The 17,606-nt window shown below is 58.1% G+C and carries 13 protein-coding genes; 8 read left to right on the forward strand and 5 right to left on the reverse strand.

Features of this window, described 5'->3' with window-relative positions; all coding sequences use genetic code 11:
• Window positions 1–119: 119 nt before the first annotated feature.
• From ADG881_RS10365 to mnmG, 4 genes are all read right to left on the reverse strand, one after another.
• Window positions 120–1,034 carry a ParB/RepB/Spo0J family partition protein gene (locus ADG881_RS10365; protein WP_007148955.1) on the reverse strand — a complete coding sequence of 305 codons (915 nt, stop codon included), beginning with the start codon at window positions 1,032–1,034 and terminating at the stop codon, window positions 120–122.
• A 13-nt stretch (window positions 1,035–1,047) separates the two neighbouring features.
• Window positions 1,048–1,845 carry a ParA family protein gene (locus ADG881_RS10370; RefSeq protein ID WP_007151340.1) on the reverse strand — a complete coding sequence of 266 codons (798 nt, stop codon included), beginning with the start codon at window positions 1,843–1,845 and terminating at the stop codon, window positions 1,048–1,050.
• A 66-nt stretch (window positions 1,846–1,911) separates the two neighbouring features.
• Window positions 1,912–2,526, reverse strand: coding sequence for a 16S rRNA (guanine(527)-N(7))-methyltransferase RsmG (gene rsmG / locus ADG881_RS10375; RefSeq protein WP_007148910.1), 615 nt, complete (start codon window positions 2,524–2,526; stop codon window positions 1,912–1,914).
• Window positions 2,523–4,418, reverse strand: a complete 1,896-nt coding sequence (gene mnmG / locus ADG881_RS10380; RefSeq protein WP_007149401.1) for a tRNA uridine-5-carboxymethylaminomethyl(34) synthesis enzyme MnmG — start codon at window positions 4,416–4,418, stop codon at window positions 2,523–2,525. The genes rsmG and mnmG overlap by 4 nt, the downstream gene beginning before the upstream one ends.
• Before the next feature lie 376 nt (window positions 4,419–4,794).
• On the opposite strand from mnmG, the gene ADG881_RS10385 reads away from it, so the two are divergent.
• The 4 genes from ADG881_RS10385 to ADG881_RS10400 all read left to right on the forward strand — a co-directional run bounded on the left by ADG881_RS10385 (window position 4,795) and on the right by ADG881_RS10400 (window position 11,454).
• Window positions 4,795–6,495, forward strand: a complete 1,701-nt coding sequence (locus tag ADG881_RS10385) for a potassium/proton antiporter (protein ID WP_007149957.1) — start codon at window positions 4,795–4,797, stop codon at window positions 6,493–6,495.
• 176 nt (window positions 6,496–6,671) lie between these two features.
• The gene (locus ADG881_RS10390; protein WP_007150705.1) at window positions 6,672–7,481 is read left to right on the forward strand and encodes an SDR family oxidoreductase; all 810 of its coding nucleotides are present in this window, start codon (window positions 6,672–6,674) and stop codon (window positions 7,479–7,481) included.
• 370 nt (window positions 7,482–7,851) lie between these two features.
• Window positions 7,852–9,666 carry an acyl-CoA dehydrogenase C-terminal domain-containing protein gene (locus ADG881_RS10395; protein WP_007148546.1) on the forward strand — a complete coding sequence of 605 codons (1,815 nt, stop codon included), beginning with the start codon at window positions 7,852–7,854 and terminating at the stop codon, window positions 9,664–9,666.
• A gap of 495 nt (window positions 9,667–10,161) precedes the next feature.
• Window positions 10,162–11,454 (forward strand): hypothetical protein, encoded by a 1,293-nt coding sequence (locus ADG881_RS10400; RefSeq protein ID WP_007149043.1) that lies wholly within the window; start codon window positions 10,162–10,164, stop codon window positions 11,452–11,454.
• A 642-nt stretch (window positions 11,455–12,096) separates the two neighbouring features.
• Here the strand turns inward: ADG881_RS10400 and ADG881_RS10405 are convergent.
• Window positions 12,097–13,695 carry an isocitrate lyase gene (locus tag ADG881_RS10405; RefSeq protein ID WP_007150484.1) on the reverse strand — a complete coding sequence of 533 codons (1,599 nt, stop codon included), beginning with the start codon at window positions 13,693–13,695 and terminating at the stop codon, window positions 12,097–12,099.
• A 438-nt stretch (window positions 13,696–14,133) separates the two neighbouring features.
• On the opposite strand from ADG881_RS10405, the gene ADG881_RS10410 reads away from it, so the two are divergent.
• The 4 genes from ADG881_RS10410 (at window position 14,134) to ADG881_RS10425 (ending at window position 17,587) form a co-directional block, all read left to right on the forward strand.
• Window positions 14,134–15,471, forward strand: a complete 1,338-nt coding sequence (locus ADG881_RS10410; protein ID WP_304411969.1) for a wax ester/triacylglycerol synthase family O-acyltransferase — start codon at window positions 14,134–14,136, stop codon at window positions 15,469–15,471.
• A 70-nt stretch (window positions 15,472–15,541) separates the two neighbouring features.
• Window positions 15,542–16,426 carry a D-hexose-6-phosphate mutarotase gene (locus ADG881_RS10415; protein ID WP_007151467.1) on the forward strand — a complete coding sequence of 295 codons (885 nt, stop codon included), beginning with the start codon at window positions 15,542–15,544 and terminating at the stop codon, window positions 16,424–16,426.
• Between the two features lie 198 nt (window positions 16,427–16,624).
• Entirely contained in the window at window positions 16,625–16,828 is a 204-nt protein-coding gene (locus ADG881_RS10420) for a cold-shock protein (RefSeq protein ID WP_011590014.1), read from the forward strand.
• 315 nt (window positions 16,829–17,143) lie between these two features.
• Complete coding sequence (locus ADG881_RS10425) at window positions 17,144–17,587, forward strand: transposase (protein WP_039926598.1); 444 nt, start codon at window positions 17,144–17,146, stop codon at window positions 17,585–17,587.
• The last annotated feature ends 19 nt before the right edge of the window (window positions 17,588–17,606 follow it).

A 17,606-nucleotide genomic window follows, 5' to 3' on the forward strand; every position in this document is an offset into this window, starting at 1 on the left:
CGGACAGAACAACGCCAGATTGTCTGGTCGCCAACGAACCGGCACCGCGACAATGACTCTGCAGCCTGCACGGGGAAACAGCTTGTTGCAATCTTCCCGCCGCAGGCAGCGTCATTCGATTATTTGATATGCGCCAGAATACCGTCCAGCTCGTCCAGGTTGTTGTAGCTGATCACCAGCTTGCCCTTCTTGCCTTGCTGCTGGATCTGCACCGGTGCCCCGAGGCGATCCGACAGGTCGCTGATCAACGCCTTCACGTTGGGATCTTCCTTTGGCGCCGCTGGTTTGGCCGGTTTCGCTTTCTCGAAATCCCGGACCAGCTCTTCGGTCTGGCGCACCGACAGCCCCTTGGCGACCACGGTGCGAGCGGCTTCGATCTGCTTGTTGCCCGTCAGGGCCAGCAGCGCACGGGCATGGCCCATTTCCAGATCGCCGTGCTCAAGCAGCTTTTTGACGTCGGATTCCAGGCTCATCAGACGCAGCAGGTTGGTGACCATGGCGCGGGATTTGCCCACCGCATCCGCCACCTGCTGGTGGGTAAGACCAAACTCTTCTTTCAGGCGACCCAGCGCGATGGCCTCTTCCATGGGATTGAGGTTTTCCCGCTGGATATTCTCGATCAACGCCATGGCGATGGCGGCTTCGTCAGGCACCTCGCGGATCACCGCCGGAATGGTATCCAGCTCGGCCATCTGCGCGGCGCGCCAGCGGCGCTCACCGGCAATGATCTCGTAACGCTTGTCACCCAGAGGGCGCACCACGATGGGCTGCATGACGCCCTGGGCGCGGATGGACTCGGCCAGCTCTTCCAGCGCATCCGGGGACATGTCCCGGCGTGGCTGGTAGCGGCCCCGCTCCATGCACTCCACCGGCAGGTGGCGCAATTCGCCATCGCGGGGACGCTGATCGGGCTCCCCCGTGGCCTCACCCTCGTTCTGCAGACTCACTTCTTCCTGGTGCCGCTGATAGGACTCATTGCTGCTAAGCAGGGCATCCAGGCCCTTGCTGAGACCGCGTTTACGCTTTGCCGCCATGATGTTTCGTTCCTTATGAAGCTGCTGCAGGCTGGGCCTTGAGCGCCTGCTCACGACGCAGAATCTCACCGGCCAATGCCAGATAGCTGACCGCACCGCGGGATTTCGGATCGTAGGTGATCACCGGCGCACCGTGGCTGGGCGCTTCCGCCAGCCGCACGTTGCGCGGGATAATGGTCCGGTAAACCTTGTCGCCGAAGTGGCTGATCAGCTGGTTGGACACATCGTTGGACAGGCTGTTGCGCGGGTCATACATGGTGCGCAGCAGGCCGCCAATGTGCAGCTTCGGATTCAGCACCGTGCGGATTTTCTCGATGGTGTTCATCAGCGCGGTGAGGCCTTCCAGCGCGTAGTACTCACACTGGATCGGCACAATCACGGAGTCCGCCGCCGTCAGCGCATTCACGGTGAGCATGTTCAGGGACGGCGGGCAATCAATGAGGATGTAATCGTACTGGTCCCGGATACGTGCCAGCGCATTGCGCAGGCGAAATTCCTTGGCGCTCATGTCCAGCAACTGCACTTCCGCGGCAGTCAGGTCGCCATTGGCCGCGATCAGGTCAAACCCGGAATCTTCCGGCGTGCCTGTTACCGCCTGCTCGATGGCCACGTCATCGCACAGCACATCGTAAATGGTGTAGTCGGTTTCAAACTTGTCCACCCCGGACCCGGTGGTGGCGTTGCCCTGGGGATCGATGTCCACGAGCATCACCTTTTTGCGGGTGGCCGCCAGCGACGCCGCCAGGTTGACACTACTGGTGGTCTTGCCCACGCCGCCTTTCTGATTGGCTACGGCAAATACGGTGGTCACTGCGTTCTCCTTGATTTTACGCCTGACGCCTGGGGCCGAATGCCTGACGCGGCACCCCGCTCGACATCAGGCCTTGTTCACTACCACCAGGGTGCGGGGCTCATCCAGTCCCGGCACGGTCAGGGTGTGATGGCGCCCTTGCCACTGCGTCGGCAGGGTGGCCAGTTCTTCTTCCGTGCTGGCCGCTTTCATGGCCAGCAAACGGGTATTGTCAGTCATTATGGGCGTCATCAACGCCAACATGTCCGACAAGGAAGCAAAAGCGCGACAAATAATCTGCGATGGGGCTTTACGGTACTGTTCCACGCGACCGTGCACAACCTCCACGTTATCCAGCCCCAGCTCCCGGCGGGCCTGGCGCACAAAACGGGTTTTCTTGCCGTTGGAGTCCAGCAGCACGAATGCCTGCTGGGGGCGGGCCACCGCCAGAATAATGCCAGGAATACCAGCGCCGGTGCCCACATCCAGGGTGTCGCCCTCACCCAGATGAGGCAGGACCGCCAGGGAATCGAGCAGGTGGCGGGTAACCATCTCCTGCGGATCGCGAATGGCGGTGAGGTTGTAGGCCTGGTTCCATTTAACCAGCAGGTCCACATAGGCCAGCAACAGGCGCGACTGGTCGTCACTCAGGGTAAGGCCCAGGGTATCGATGCCCCCGGCCAGGGTGTCAGAGAGACTCATGCTTGTTGGGCGGCCTTCTTTTGATGGTGATGTTTTTTCAGGTAAATCATCAGCAGGGAGATGGCCGCCGGGGTCACACCGGGAATCCGACCGGCCTGGCCCAGGGTCTGCGGGCGAATCTCGCCAAGCTTCTGCTTCACTTCATTGGACAGGCCTTTTACCTGGCCGTAATCGAATTCCGCCGGCAATGCGGTGGTTTCTGCGGCACGCAGTTTCTCGATTTCATCGGCCTGGCGATCGATATAGCCAGCATATTTGGCGAGAATTTCCATCTGCTCGATAACCGCGCTATCCGGACGCTCCGCCAGCGCCACCGCGTCCGCCAGATTGGCGTAAGTCAGCTCCGGGCGCTTGAGCAAGTCGAGCAGATTGTATTCGTGGGCCAGGGGCTTCTCGATCAGGGCATTCACCGCCTCGGCTTGCGGCGTTTTCGGCCGCACCCAGGTGCTCTTCAGGCGCTGCTCTTCCTGCGCCATGCCCTCGCGCTTGGCGTTAAAGGCAGCCCAGCGCTCATCGTCCACCAGGCCCAGCTCGCGGCCTTTTTCGGTGAGTCGCAGATCGGCATTGTCTTCACGCAGCAACAGCCGGTATTCCGCGCGGCTGGTGAACATGCGGTAAGGCTCCTGGGTGCCCATGGTGATCAGATCATCCACCAGCACGCCGATATAGGCCTCGTCCCTGCGCGGGGTCCAGGCGTCTTTGCCCTGGCTCAGCAGCGCCGCATTCAGGCCCGCCAGCAGCCCCTGGGCGCCCGCTTCTTCATAACCGGTGGTGCCATTGATCTGGCCGGCGAAGAACAGCCCCGGCATGTGCTGGGTTTCCAGGCTGTGCTTGAGATCCTGGGGATTGAAGTAGTCATATTCGATGGCGTAGCCCGGGCGGGTGATATGGGCATTTTCAAAACCACGAATGGAACGCACCGCCTGCAGCTGCACATCAAACGGCAGGCTGGTGGAAATGCCATTGGGGTATAACTCGTGGGTATTGAGCCCTTCCGGTTCCACGAAAATCTGGTGGCTGTCCTTGTCCGGGTAGCGGTTCACCTTGTCTTCGATGGACGGGCAGTAGCGGGGCCCCACCCCATCAATGACACCGGTGAACATGGGGCTGCGATCAAAGCCGCTGCGGATGATGTCGTGGGTCTGGGCATTGGTGTGGGTGATGTAGCAGCACACCTGCTGCGGGTGTTCTTCCACCTGGCCCAGATAGCTCATCACTGGCAGCGGGCTGTCGCCCCACTGCTCTTCCATTACCGAGAAGTCCACGGTCTTGCCGTCGATGCGCGGCGGCGTGCCGGTTTTCAGGCGATCGACACGGAACGGCAATTCCCGCAGGCGCCGCGCCAGCGCATTGGAAGGCTGATCTCCGGCGCGCCCGCCCTGGTGGTTATCCATACCAATATGGATCACGCCGCCCAGGAAGGTCCCCGCGGTGAGCACCACGGCATCGGCCATGAAGCGCAGGCCCATATTGGTGACTACCCCCACACAGCGACCGTTTTCCACAATCAGGTCGTCCACGGCTTGCTGGAACAGGGTCAGGTCCTGCTGGTTTTCCAGGGTCCCGCGAATGGCGGCCTTGTAGAGCTCGCGATCGGCCTGGGCACGGGTGGCGCGCACCGCCGGCCCTTTGCGGGCATTGAGTACACGAAACTGAATGCCACCTTTATCGGTGGCACGGCCCATGGCCCCGCCCAGGGCATCGATTTCACGCACCAGGTGGCTCTTGCCGATGCCGCCGATGGCCGGGTTACAGCTCATCTGGCCCAGGGTTTCGATATTATGGGTGAGCAGCAGCGTTGAAACGCCCATGCGCGCAGAGGCCAGTGCCGCCTCGGTACCGGCATGGCCGCCGCCGATCACAATCACGCCAAATCGCTGGGAAAAATCCATCGTTTACTTACCTTGCAGGGCTGGCCTGCTGCTCAAAATATAGTCAATCCGGGCGCGGTAGTATAAAGAGAACGCCTCACGCTGCAAGCATCACGGGACGCGCCAGAATCAGCGCAGCACCGAAACGCCAGCTCGCGCAGGAGAAACAGCCGTATCGACACTCTGATCCGGCCAGTTTCGAGTTGCGAGAAACGAGTTTCGAAAGGCATAAACCACAAACAGGCACTGCCTGAAGGTTTTCGTCACTCGACACTCGTTACTCGCTTCTGTTTATCGCGCCGCCAGCGACGCTCCTACGGAGCGCATGCAGCGTGCAGCGTGTTGCGTGTAAGCTATTCTACTATAGAACCTAGAAGTCACTTAACCAGGAACGCATTTGGAATCATTGAATCTCTTTCTGCTGATCGGCACCGGTCTGATGTTCACCGGCCTGCTGCTGGGCTCCCTGAGCGCCCGTTTCGGGGTGCCGTCCCTGCTTATTTTTCTGGTGGTCGGCATGGTGGCCGGGGAAGACGGCCTGGGTGGTATCGAGTTCGATGATTTCTCCACAGCCTATGTGATTGGCAACATCGCCCTGGCGGTGATTTTGCTGGATGGCGGTCTGCGCACCCGATTAAGCACCTTCAAGCTGGGCCTGCGCCCGGCCCTTAGCCTGGCCACCCTCGGCGTGGCTATCTCCGCCGCCCTGGTCGGCGCCTTTACCACCTGGCTGATCGGGGTGGACTGGCGGGTAGGCCTGCTGCTGGGTGGCATTATTGGCTCCACCGATGCGGCAGCGGTATTCAGCGTGATCAAGGGCGCCGGCGTCACCCTGAATGAGCGGGTGGCAAGCACCCTGGAAATCGAATCCGGCCTTAACGACCCCATGGCGATCTTTATTACCCTGATGCTGGTAGGGCTGCTGGTGGACCCGGATGCAGAGTGGGGCATCGGCATGCTGGTGACCCTGCTGCAGCAATTCGGGCTCGGCGCTCTGTTGGGGCTATTGCTGGGGGCGGTGATCAGCGAGGTGTTATTGCGGGTCCGCAGCAATGAAGGCCTGCACGCGCTGCTGTTGTGCAGCGGGGGCGCCATGGTATTTGCCATCACCAATCTGGTGGGCGGCTCCGGCTTCCTGGCGGTCTACCTGACCGGCCTGGTGGCGGGGAACCGCCGCGGCGGCACCGGCGACAATGTGCTCAAGGCCATGGATTCCATGGCCTGGCTGGCCCAATCCGGCATGTTCCTGATCCTGGGGCTGCTGGTCACGCCCTCCCGGCTCACCGAAAACCTGCCCTGGGCCCTGGCCGTGGCGGCCTTCCTGATGTTGCTGGCGCGCCCGGTGTCCGTGTGGCTAAGCTTGCTGCCCTTTCGTTTCACCTGGCGCGAAGAAATCTTTATCGCCTGGACCGGGCTACGTGGTGCCGTTCCCATTGTGCTGGCCGTGTTCCCGCTGCTGGCCGGGGTCGAGCAGACCTATCTGCTGTTTGATATCACTCTGGTGGTGGTACTGATTTCCCTGCTCGGCCAGGGCGCGAGCCTGCGGTTTGTCGCCCGCAAATTAAAAGTCTCGATACCACGGACCACCGAACCCAAGCAGACCGTGGCCCTGGCCGCCCCCCGCGACCGCTACCTGATGCAGTTTGAAGTGGAAGACGGCGCCAAGGCGGTGGGCAAAAGCCTGGCCGAGCTGGGCGAAGACGAACGTACGCCGTTGATTCTGTACCGTAACAAGCAGGTGCTCAGCCTCGGTGACGACCCCAAAATTGAAGCCGGTGATTTGATCGCCTGGCTCGCACCGTTATCGCACAAATCCGGCCTGTCCGACCTGTGCCATAAATTAAGTAGCGATGAGAAACGGTATTACGGCGACTTCAGCGTGCTGGGCAAAACCCCGGTAGCACAATTGATTGCTGTGTACGGGGTCGAAGCCCCTCCACCACTCTGGCAAGGATTGACCGTGGCCGAGATGTTCACCAAACAAGTGGGGAAACAGGCGGTTGTGGGTGATACGGTGCGGGTCAGCGGGCTGCGGCTAAGGGCAAGATCGGTTGAAAACGGCACGGTCGTCATGGCCGGACTGAAACTGCCGGGGTAAAGCAGCTGCGAGCTTCAAGCGACTAGCTGCGACGCGATCACTGATTTACTGCTTTGAAACGTGCTCGCCGCGATTGATGCAATGGCGCGGGCACAGGGGTTCAAGCAACTCCATCCCTTTCACGCGCCTGGCGGCTCGAAGCTAGTCGCTCGCAGCTTGTTTTAAGGAATTCTGTCATGGCCCGTTTTGATAATCACCGTATTCTGATCACCGGCGCCGGTGCCGGCATTGGCGCCCTGATGGCAGAGGAATTTGCCAAACAGGGGGCAGAAGTCATCGTTACGGCCCGTCGTATCAGCGCGGCTCGCAAAGTGGCGGAGCGGATCAAGGCCACCGGCGGCAAGGCCCACCCCTATGTGCTGGATGTGAGCAAGATTGCCTCGATTGCCAAATTCCGGGACAAGCTGCATGAAGAAGTCGGCCCCATCACCGGCCTGATCAACAACGCCGGTGTAGTCTTTGGTGGCGAGTTCGAGCAGGTATCGCTGGAACAGCATCTGAACACCTTCCGTATCAACACCGAAGGCCTGATGGCGACCAGCCATGCTTTTATCGAAGACCTGATCCAGGCGAAAGAAGGCTATCTGGTCAATATCGCCAGCGCCTCCGCCTTTGTGGGCCTGCCCTATGGCAGCACCTATGCCGCCAGCAAATGGGCGGTGGTCGGCTTTTCCGAATCCATCCGACTGGAGCTGGATGTGCGCAAGATAAAGCACGTGCACGTGACCACCGTGTGCCCCAGCTATATTTCCACCGGCATGTTTGATGGTGTGAAGCCCCCCATGTTTACGCCCATGCTCACCCCCGGAAAAGTGGTCAACAGCATCATCAAAGGCATGCAGAAGAAAGACAGCTTTGTCATCGAACCCCCCATCGCCAAATCCACCGAACTGCTCAAGGCGGTCCTTCCCCAAGGGGTATGGGATGAGGTTGCCCTGCGCATGGGTGTCTCCACCTCCATGTATAGCTGGAAGGGAAAGAAGTAGCGGCGAATCATAAGGAAAACCTTTTCTTCAAAAACCGCTGTAGGAGTTCCCTTCCAGGGGACGAACCGCACGCAGTGCGGCATCGACCGAAGGGAGATCATAGGTTTTAGATTTTTTGAATGGTTTTCTGAGGGCTAAGAGAATTTTCGCAGATTTCCTCGCTGAAGCTCGGTTCGTCCCCTGGAAGGGAACTCCTACAGGAGGCTGCTCGCAGTGCACAGCTCAACACCCCGTTTACACCCATTCACCCTAACGCCAGCAGCGCCGCGCCTTGGCAGTCAATGCCTTCACCCTTGAATTGCCCAACAATGCCTGCCCTGTTGCGCTGTCCGTTTCTGACAGTTAATCCGTTTTTTCAAGGGTGATTGCTATGCCGACTTACAAGGCCCCCGTGCGCGATATGCGCTTTTTGATGAACGAAGTCTTCGATTTCGAGAGTCACTACAAAACTCTGCCTAATGGTGAAGACGCCACTCCCGATATGGTGGAAGCCATTGTCGGTGAAATGGCCAAGCTGTGTGAAAACACCATTGCGCCTCTTTACCAGAGCGGCGACGAAGAAGGCTGTAAGCTGGAAGACGGTGTGGTTACCACCCCGAAAGGGTTCAAGGAAGCCTACGACGAATTCGTGGCCGGCGGCTGGCAAGGGCTTAGCCACCCGGTAGAAGTCGGTGGCCAGGGCCTGCCCATGTCGCTGGGCCTGATCAAACAGGAAATGATGGCGACGGCCAACTGGTCCTTCTCCATGTACCCAGGCCTGTCCCTGGGCGCCATGAATACCATCCAGATGCACGGCACCGAGCAGCAGCACCAGGATTACCTGGTACCGCTTACCGAAGGCACCTGGGGCGGCACCATGTGCCTGACCGAGCCTCAGTGTGGTACCGACCTGGGCCAGGTAAAAACCAAGGCCGAGCCGCAGAAAGACGGTTCTTACAAAATCTCTGGCACCAAGATTTTCATCTCCTCCGGTGACCATGACCTGACCGAGAACATTGTCCACATCGTGCTGGCCCGCCTGCCCGATGCGCCGAAAGGCACCAAGGGGATCTCCCTGTTCATCGTGCCCAAGTACCTGCCGGGCAAGATCGGTGAAGACAACGGCGTGAGCTGTGGTTCCCTGGAAAAGAAAATGGGCATCAAGGCATCCGCCACCTGCGTGATCAACTTCGATGAAGCCACCGGCTTTTTGATCGGCCCGGAACATGGCGGCCTGGAGTGCATGTTCACGTTCATGAACAGCGCCCGTATCGGCACCGCCATGCAGGGCGTTGCCCACGCGGAACTGTCTTACCAGGGCGCCCTGCCTTACGCCAAAGAGCGTAAGTCCATGCGTGCCCTGTCTGGCAAGAAAGAGCCGGATGCCATCGCCGACAGTCTGATCCACCACGGCGACGTGCGTCGCATGCTGCTCAAGCAGAAGGCCATTGCTGAAGGCGGCCGCGCCATGATCTATTACGCCGCCCAGTACGCGGACAACATGATCGCCGGCATGCTCGAAGACGACATGAAGAAGTACGAGCACTGGGACAGCGAGCTGGGCTTCCTGACGCCGATCCTGAAAGGCTTCCTGACCGAGAAAGGCCTGGAAGCAGCCAATGAGGGTATGCAGGTGTTTGGTGGCCATGGCTACATCAAAGAACACGGCATGGAACAGATCGCTCGTGACGCGCGCATCTCCACCCTGTACGAAGGCACCACCGGCATTCAGGCCCTGGACCTGCTGGGTCGCAAGGTGCTGCTGTCCTCCCGCGGCAAATGTGTGCGCGAATTCTCCAAAAAACTGGTGGATTTCGGTACCAAGAACCTGCGTGACCCCAAGCTGCGTCCGTTCGCCTGGAAACTGCTGAAAATTGCCGCCGAGTGGAACTACCTGACCACCCGCATCATGCTGGTGGCGGCGAAGGATCGTGACATGGTATCCACCGCCAGCTACGACTTCCTGATGTACAGCGGCTACGCCATGATGGCGTACTTCTGGGCACTGCAGGCGGGCGTGGCCAGCGACAAGCTGGAAAATGGCGGTAACGAGCCGGCTGAATTCTACAAGGCCAAACTGGCCACCGCAGAATTCTACTTCGATCGCATGCTGCCCAGCGCCAAGGGTCATGCCGAAGCGGCGCTGAAGCCCACCAAGAGCACCATGCAAATGAGCGCAGAAGACTTCTCGTTCGATTACGAGTAAAGCGCTCAGCATGATCCAAAAAAGGCGGCCATTTGGCCGCCTTTTTTTATGGTTCATCGCGGAATTGAGTAATCAGCCGACTACAAAGCTTGTCTCATTATCCCGCCCTGGCAACCGCTGGACGCCGGATGCCCGACGACGGACGCTTGAATTCAAAACCTGAAAACCTTGGCCGCCATGCTTTCTGCGCAGAATGCACTACCCGATTATTGCCTGAATGATGCCCCTGAATACCCCTTAAAGGAGATGCCACAAGAACGACAACCTCTCAGACTATGGGGTTTTACGTCAGGCATCCGGCGTTGAGCGTTTTGCCAAGTACCGGGTATTCGCGATAAACCCATCAGACGGCGAACAGCGAGTTATTCACTCTAATCCGTGAAGAACCTTTTTTATTCCTCCTGCCACTCATCCCCCATCTGAGGGATGCGCCGCCGTTCCTGACCATGCACTATTCCCTACTACTGTGGGGAAGTTTGTCTGAAGGGGAACGACATGAAACTATTTCGTATACTGGCGTGTACGGCCGTTATCGCCGCACTCAATGCCTGCGCCACCGCCACCAGTCCAGCCATGCAGAAGCTGTATGCCGTGGAAACCGATCCGATAAACCATTGGCCTGCGCAAAATCAGAAAGATCTTACCGTGCTACAGAACGATTTCGTCGCGCACTATCAGGCCAACTATGCCAACAACGATGTCGGCTCGGATTATGCCGATCTGGTCATCTGCGACCTGTCCCAGGAGCGCGCGCTGGACATCGCCGGCATCAGCCCGGATATGATCAATCCCGCCTCTCCCGCCAACGGTAACGTTAAAAACGAATCCACCGTAACCTATGAGCCTATGACCATTCGCTCCACAACTGCTGGCTGCGCAGCGCTGGCCAATGTGGAAATGCACGTTGAGCCCAATATGGTCGTCAACCTGAAACGGCTGCCCTATGATTTTTCCTATCCGGTTTATATGAGTGGCAGCTATACCAAGCACACCAGGAACAAGGTCAACATTAATAATAAATGGCGCACTTCCGACCTGGGTATTGCCCGCGTTTCCGTGAAACGTTACCGCACCCGCAGTGATATCAGTGGGTTTCCTTATCAACAAACCAGCTGGGAACACTCACAAACATTGAAGCAGGGCGATGTGGATATCTCCCGGTTTAAAGAACAGCCCATGTTTATCATTACGTATTTTTCTGCCGACAACGATGACTATAAAAATATCACCCTGTTTCGTCAGACTATGACCAACAAAACCGGCAATAGCATCACCATGCGCTGGATCAACGGCGATGATTTCATGACCCGAACCTGGATGCGTAACGGCACCATCCTTACCCAGAAAAATGGCAAGCAGAGCGGACTGTTTGTGGTACCGATGGGAGACCAACCGTCTCATGTTTACTGCAAGGATGAAGGGGTTTCCGTGCAGTACTTCCGGATGGATGGCGATTACGATTGTGTCGCTGCCAACGAATCCGAATTCGGCCAGAACGGTGTTTACATGGATCCGATATTGCGCATTCGCAAGAGCCTGCCACAGACAACCACACCCACCCCCGCCATTGCCATGCAAGCCTCAGCCCCGACCAACCCCACAAACCCGGCGACAGCGCAGAGTGACACCAATACGGTCAGCGATACGGCGTCGGAATGTGGTAAGGCCTATGCCGCACGTAAAGCCTGCGAAAAGCTCCCCGGTGACCCCTTTGGCCTCTCCCTGAAACTCTGCCTGAGCCAGGTAAAGAAGAACTTTGGCGGCCTGAATTGTCCGCTGAGCTTCTGATACCCCTCACATAAGCAGAACAGTAAATAGCGGGGGCACTTATGCCCCTGCGCTTTTCATCGCTCACCGCCTCGCAACAAACCGTAAAGACAGCGATCACAAAGGCTATTCGGTTATTCCCGGGTATCAGGCACCCGACTTCAAGCGTCCGGCAAAGTGACAAAGGAGCGCGATAAGCCCGTCAGCCGCCTGGAACCTTTTTCATTCCAATCCGCGATAGCACAAAGAAAGGTTCATCGCGGAATTGAGTGATCAGCCGGCTTCAGAACTTGTCTCATTATCCCGCCTTGGCCGCCGCTGGACGCCGGATGCCCTACGACGGACGCTGGCATTCAAAACCTGAAAACCTTGCCCGCCATACTCTCTGTGAAAAATGCATTACCCGATTATTGCCTCAATGATGGCCCTGACAATTCCTCAAAATACCTCTCAAAAGAGAGGCCGGAATAACGACAGTCTCTCAGGCGATGGAAGTTTACGTCAGGCATCCGGCGTCGAGCGTTTGGCAAAGTGCCGGGTATTCGGGATAAACCGGGCAGATGGCGAGAAGCGTTTTATTCACTCTAATCCGCGAAGAACCAAAAAAAAGCGGCCCCCTTTCGGGGGCCGCCTCTTAAAGACTTGCCTTGAATCTATCGAGACTTAGTTGTTCTCGAACTGACCCATGGTGTTGTCTTTACCGCCAGCTTTCAGTGCTGCTTCGCCGGAGAAGTACTCTTTGTGGTCATCACCGATGTTGGAACCGGCCATGTCCTGGTGCTTCACGGTAGCGATACCCTGACGGATTTCCTTACGCTGAACGCCTGCAACGTAGGCCAGCATGCCTTCTTCACCGAAGTAGCCTTTAGCCAGGTTGTCGGTGGACAGAGCCACAGTGTGGTAAGTCGGCAGGGTGATCAGGTGGTGGAAGATACCTGCTTCACGGGCCGCATCACGCTGGAAGTTCTGGGTCCACTGGTCAGCCAGCTGAGCCAGCTCGGTGTCGTCGTAGTCCGCGCTCATCAGCTTGGCACGATCGTAGGCGGATACGTCTTTACCTTCTTTCTCCCACGCATCGAATACCTGCTGACGGAAGCTCAGAGTCCAGTTGAAGGACGGGCTGTTGTTGTAAACCAGCTTGGCGTCCGGCACCACTTCGCGGATACGGTTAACCATTTCTGCGATCTGGCCAACGTGGGGCTTCTCAGTTTCGATCCACAGCAGGTCAGCGCCGTTCTGCAGGCTGGTGATACAGTCCAGAACAACACGGTCGATACCAGTGCCTTCTTTGAACTGGAACAGGCCGGAAGCCAGACGCTTCGGCTTGAGCAGTTTGCCGTTGGACTTGATCACAACGTCGCCGTTGTTGATGTCGCCAGCGGACTCAACCACGTCACCGTCCAGGAATGCGTTGTACTGGTCACCCAGGTCGCCCGGCTCGTTGGTAACAGCGATTTGCTTGGTCAGGCCAGCACCCAGGGAGTCGGTACGGGCAACGATGACACCGTCGTCAACACCCAGCTCCAGGAACGCGTAACGTACAGCGTTGATCTTGGCCAGGAAGTCGGCGTGAGGAACGGTTACTTTACCGTCCTGGTGGCCACACTGCTTCTCGTCAGAAACCTGGTTTTCGATCTGGATACAGCACGCGCCAGCTTCGATCAGCTGCTTGGCCATCAGGTAGGTAGCTTCCGGGTTACCGAAGCCCGCATCGATGTCAGCAATGATCGGCACAACGTGAGTTTCGAAGTTGTCGATCTGACCGATGATTTCTTTCTGCTTGGCTTCGTCGCCAGCTTCTTTAGCGTCGTCCAGAGCACGGAACAGGTGGTTCAGTTCCCAGGCGTCAGCCTGCTTCAGGAAGGTGTACAGCTCACGGATCAGGTCAGCGACAACAGTCTTCTCGTGCATGGACTGGTCAGGCAGCGGACCGAACTCGGAACGCAGCGCAGCAACCATCCAGCCGGACAGGTACAGGTAACGACCTTTGGTGCTACCGAAGTGCTTCTTGATGGAGATCATTTTCTGCTGACCAACAAAACCGTGCCAGCAACCCAGAGACTGGGTGTACTTGGACGTGTCAGCGTCATAGGCCGCCATGTCTTCACGCATGATCTTGGCGTTGTACTTGGCGATGTCCAGATGCGTGTTGAAACGGTTTTGCAGACGCATGCGAACCGCAGATTCCGGGTTGATATCTTTCCAGGTGCTTTGCGCACCAACCACGGAGCCGAGTGCTTCGATGTCTTTGGTGTATGACATGGTGAACCTCTGAATATGAAATTGGTTTATCGACGCCGGAGAGGGGCAACCCTGCTCATGCATTTCATGCCGGTCTACCGATGCCGCGCATTCTAGTGCCCCACGACACATAAACATAATCAATATGATCTATATTCGGTATTCACCCCGTGAATGTCATGTTTATGGAAAGCGTGGCTGATGAGTCACCTCAGTCTTAGGTACCAGTGAGAACCGGCCGTTGCCATCGCTCAATGAGACAGCGCCCTGATTTACCGAAACGCCCACGTTTTGCGGCCCGCACACCGTGACCCACCCTCCCCTTTGCGACTATGATCACCTCTGCACAGCTGGCATGGAGAGTGCATTACCCGTCAGGTAGACAGCATGTGCCCAGGGAGAAAATTATTATCAAGGGGAATATATGAAAGCGCTTAGTCCGGTGGACCAACTGTTCCTGTGGCTGGAAAACGGCAGCAGCCCATGCACGTGGGCGGTTTGCAGCTGTTTTCCTTTCCAGAGGATGCCGGCCCGAAGTATGTCAGCGAACTGGCCCGGCAAATGCGGGACTACTGCCACCCGGTTGCCCCGTTCAACCAGCGTCTGACCCGTCGGCTCGGCCAGTATTACTGGACCGAAGACAAGCAGTTCGATATCGACCACCACTTTCGCCACGAAGCGCTGCCCAAGCCCGGCCGCATCCGTGAGCTGCTCTCCCTGGTTTCCGCCGAGCACTCCAACCTGCTGGACCGGGAACGCCCCATGTGGGAAGCCCATTTGATTGAAGGCATCCGCGGTCGTCAGTTTGCGCTTTACTACAAGATTCACCATTCGGTGATGGACGGCATCTCCGCCATGCGCATTGCCACCAAGACCCTCTCCACGGACCCCAGCGAGCGTGAAATGGCGCCAGGCTGGGCCTTCAATACCCGCAAGCGTACCCGCTCGCTACCCAGCAACCCGGTGGACGTGGCCTCCAGCATGGCGCGCCTGACCGCCGGCATCAGCAAGCAGGCCGCCACGGTGCCCGGGCTGGCGCGGGAGATCTACAAGGTCACCCAGAAAGCGAAAAGTGATGAAAACTATGTGTCCATCTTCCAGGCCCCGGACACCATCCTTAACAACACCATCACCGGTTCACGCCGTTTTGCCGCCCAAAGTTTCTCGCTGCCGCGCCTGAAAGGCATTGCCAAGGCCTATGGCTGCACCATCAATACCGTGGTGCTATCCATGTGTGGCCACGCCCTGCGCGAGTACCTGATCAGCCAGCATGCATTGCCCGATGAGCCCCTGATTGCCATGGTGCCCATGAGCCTGCGTCAGGACGACAGCGCCGGCGGCAACCAGATCGGCATGATTCTGGCCAACCTGGGCACCCACATCTGCGACCCGGCCAACCGCCTGCGGGTAGTGAATGACTCGGTTCAGGAAGCCAAATCCCGGTTCTCGCAAATGAGCCCCGAGGAAATCCTCAACTTCACCGCGCTGACCATGGCACCCACCGGCCTCAACCTGCTCACCGGCCTGGCCCCCAAATGGCGCGCATTCAACGTGGTGATTTCCAACGTTCCCGGCCCGCAAGAGCCGCTGTACTGGAACGGCGCTAAACTGCAAGGCATGTACCCGGTCTCCATTGCCCTGGATCGCATTGCCCTGAACATCACCCTCACCAGTTACGTGGACCAGCTGGAATTCGGCCTGATCGCCTGCCGCCGCACCCTGCCCTCCATGCAGCGGCTGCTGGATTACCTGGAACAATCGGTACGCGAACTGGAAATCGGCGCGGGCATTAAATGACAACACCAGACGCCTGACGCTTGATCCCTGACGAGCTGGGCGTCCAGCGTCCGGCACCGAACGAGCGAACATGGCAACCGATCTGAAACGCATCACCCGGGGCGAGCTCATCTGCTGGCAATTGCGCCATCGCGGCCAGACCTTGGTGATCGCCGAACAAGGCGCCCAGGTGCTTGAGTACCGCCGTGACGGCGAACCGCCCATTCTCTGGCTCAGTGAGCAGGCGGCGTACCGTATTGGCCACGGCGTACGCGGCGGCGTGCCGGTGTGCTGGCCCTGGTTCGGCGCGCTGGAACGCAACCCGGATAGCGTGACGCAGCAATACTCTCTCGATAATCCCCCGGCCCATGGCCTGGTTCGCCAGCAACCCTGGCAGCTCAGTGAACAGCACCTGGGTGCAGAGCAGGCACAACTGGTATTGAGGCTGGCGGAGCACGCCGACAGCCAACACTTGCCCCCTGTGACGCCCACCCTGACCGTCACTCTGGGCGACACCCTGACGCTCAGTCTGGGCAACCATAATCACGGTGACCGGCCCGTTACCGTCAGCCAGGCGCTGCACACCTACCTGGCCGTGGCCGATAGCCGCCACGTCACTGTGCATGGGCTGGCGCACTCCCCCTACGTGGACGCCCTGGCCGACTGGCAGACCCGCCAGGACAGCCATGCACTGCAATTCAATCAGGAAACCGACCGGCTTTACCTGCAACTGCCCCCACAGCTGCAGGTGGATGACCCGCTCTGGAAACGGCAGATCCAACTGAGCTGCCGAGGCAGCCACTCGGCGGTGGTCTGGAACCCCTGGGTGGAAAAGAGCCTGCGGCTCAGTCAATTTGCCCCCGACGCCTGGCAACGCATGCTGTGCATAGAAACCGCGCGGGTACTGGATAATGTGCTGACTCTGGCCCCCGGCGAGTACCATGAAATGGCTGTCGAGATTATGACAAACACGTGATCTCAGCCCCAAAAACCGCCCGGAAAAAGGGGTGGTGGAATCAGAAAAAGGGGAGTAGAGTCTGAGGTGGCTGCGAATTATGGCCGTGGATTGTTTTGGTAGTTGTCTTCCCTGCGTGAAGCTGAAGTTGTCTCCGAACACCGCCCAACATGGTTTGCAAGCAACACCCTAAGTAATAGTTTTGAGGTATAGATTCACATGGCTACAGGTACTGTGAAGTGGTTTAACGAGTCCAAGGGTTTTGGTTTCATTTCCCAGGACGATGGTGGTGCGGACGTGTTCGTTCATTTCAGTGCAATTACCGGTTCAGGCTTCAAAACCCTGGCCGAGGGTCAGAAGGTTTCCTTCGAGATCCAGCAGGGCCCAAAAGGTCCGCAGGCTGCTAACGTTGTTGCTGAATAAGCGACCACGCTAGTACGGAAAAACCCGCTTCGGCGGGTTTTTTTGTGTCTGGGAAAAAGAGACGCTTCACGCAACAGGCCGGACGCAACACGTCTCCATCCCACCGTAGGGCGCGATCCGAGAGGTTGGCCTTATGCACTTCATGGACCCTGCGGGCCGCCCTTGCGGACGTTACCTCCACCCCGTTCCGGTTCGCGCCGCCAGCGACGCTCCTACGGCGACCGTGATTGCCTGTATCTAGCCGGGGTTTTGTATTACACGCTTTTCCGCTCTTAACACCTTTGCCCCGGAAAATTTCAAAGCCACGATCCTTTCATGGATTCTCCACATCATGGATACAGGCTTCGACATGGGCGTTGTTCACAACCGCATCAGCGCTATCTGATTACTGCCGTTACCCGAAATCGCACCCCCTGTTTTGCAGACATCCGCAGGGCAAGGCTTCTCTCACGCAACTTTCTCGAAATGGATAATCAAGGAGCCTGTACCACGCTTTGTTTTGTTGTCATGCCGGATCATTTCCACTGGTTGCTGGATCTTTCAGGAAAATATTCACTCTCACAAACGGTGGGTATGCTGAAAAGCCAGACCGCCAGAGCGATTGGCCAATCCATCTGGCAACGTGGGTTTCATGACCACGCACTCAGGCGTGAAGAGGACACCCTGCACATCGCCCGCTATATCGTCGCCAACCCACTTCGTGCCGGTTTGGTAAAAAGCATCAAGGATTACCCCTATTGGTATGCCGTCTGGCTGTAGGGTCACACCTTCCCGTAGG

The organism is Alcanivorax sp. DG881, from assembly GCF_000155615.1.
GTDB lineage: Bacteria > Pseudomonadota > Gammaproteobacteria > Pseudomonadales > Alcanivoracaceae > Alcanivorax.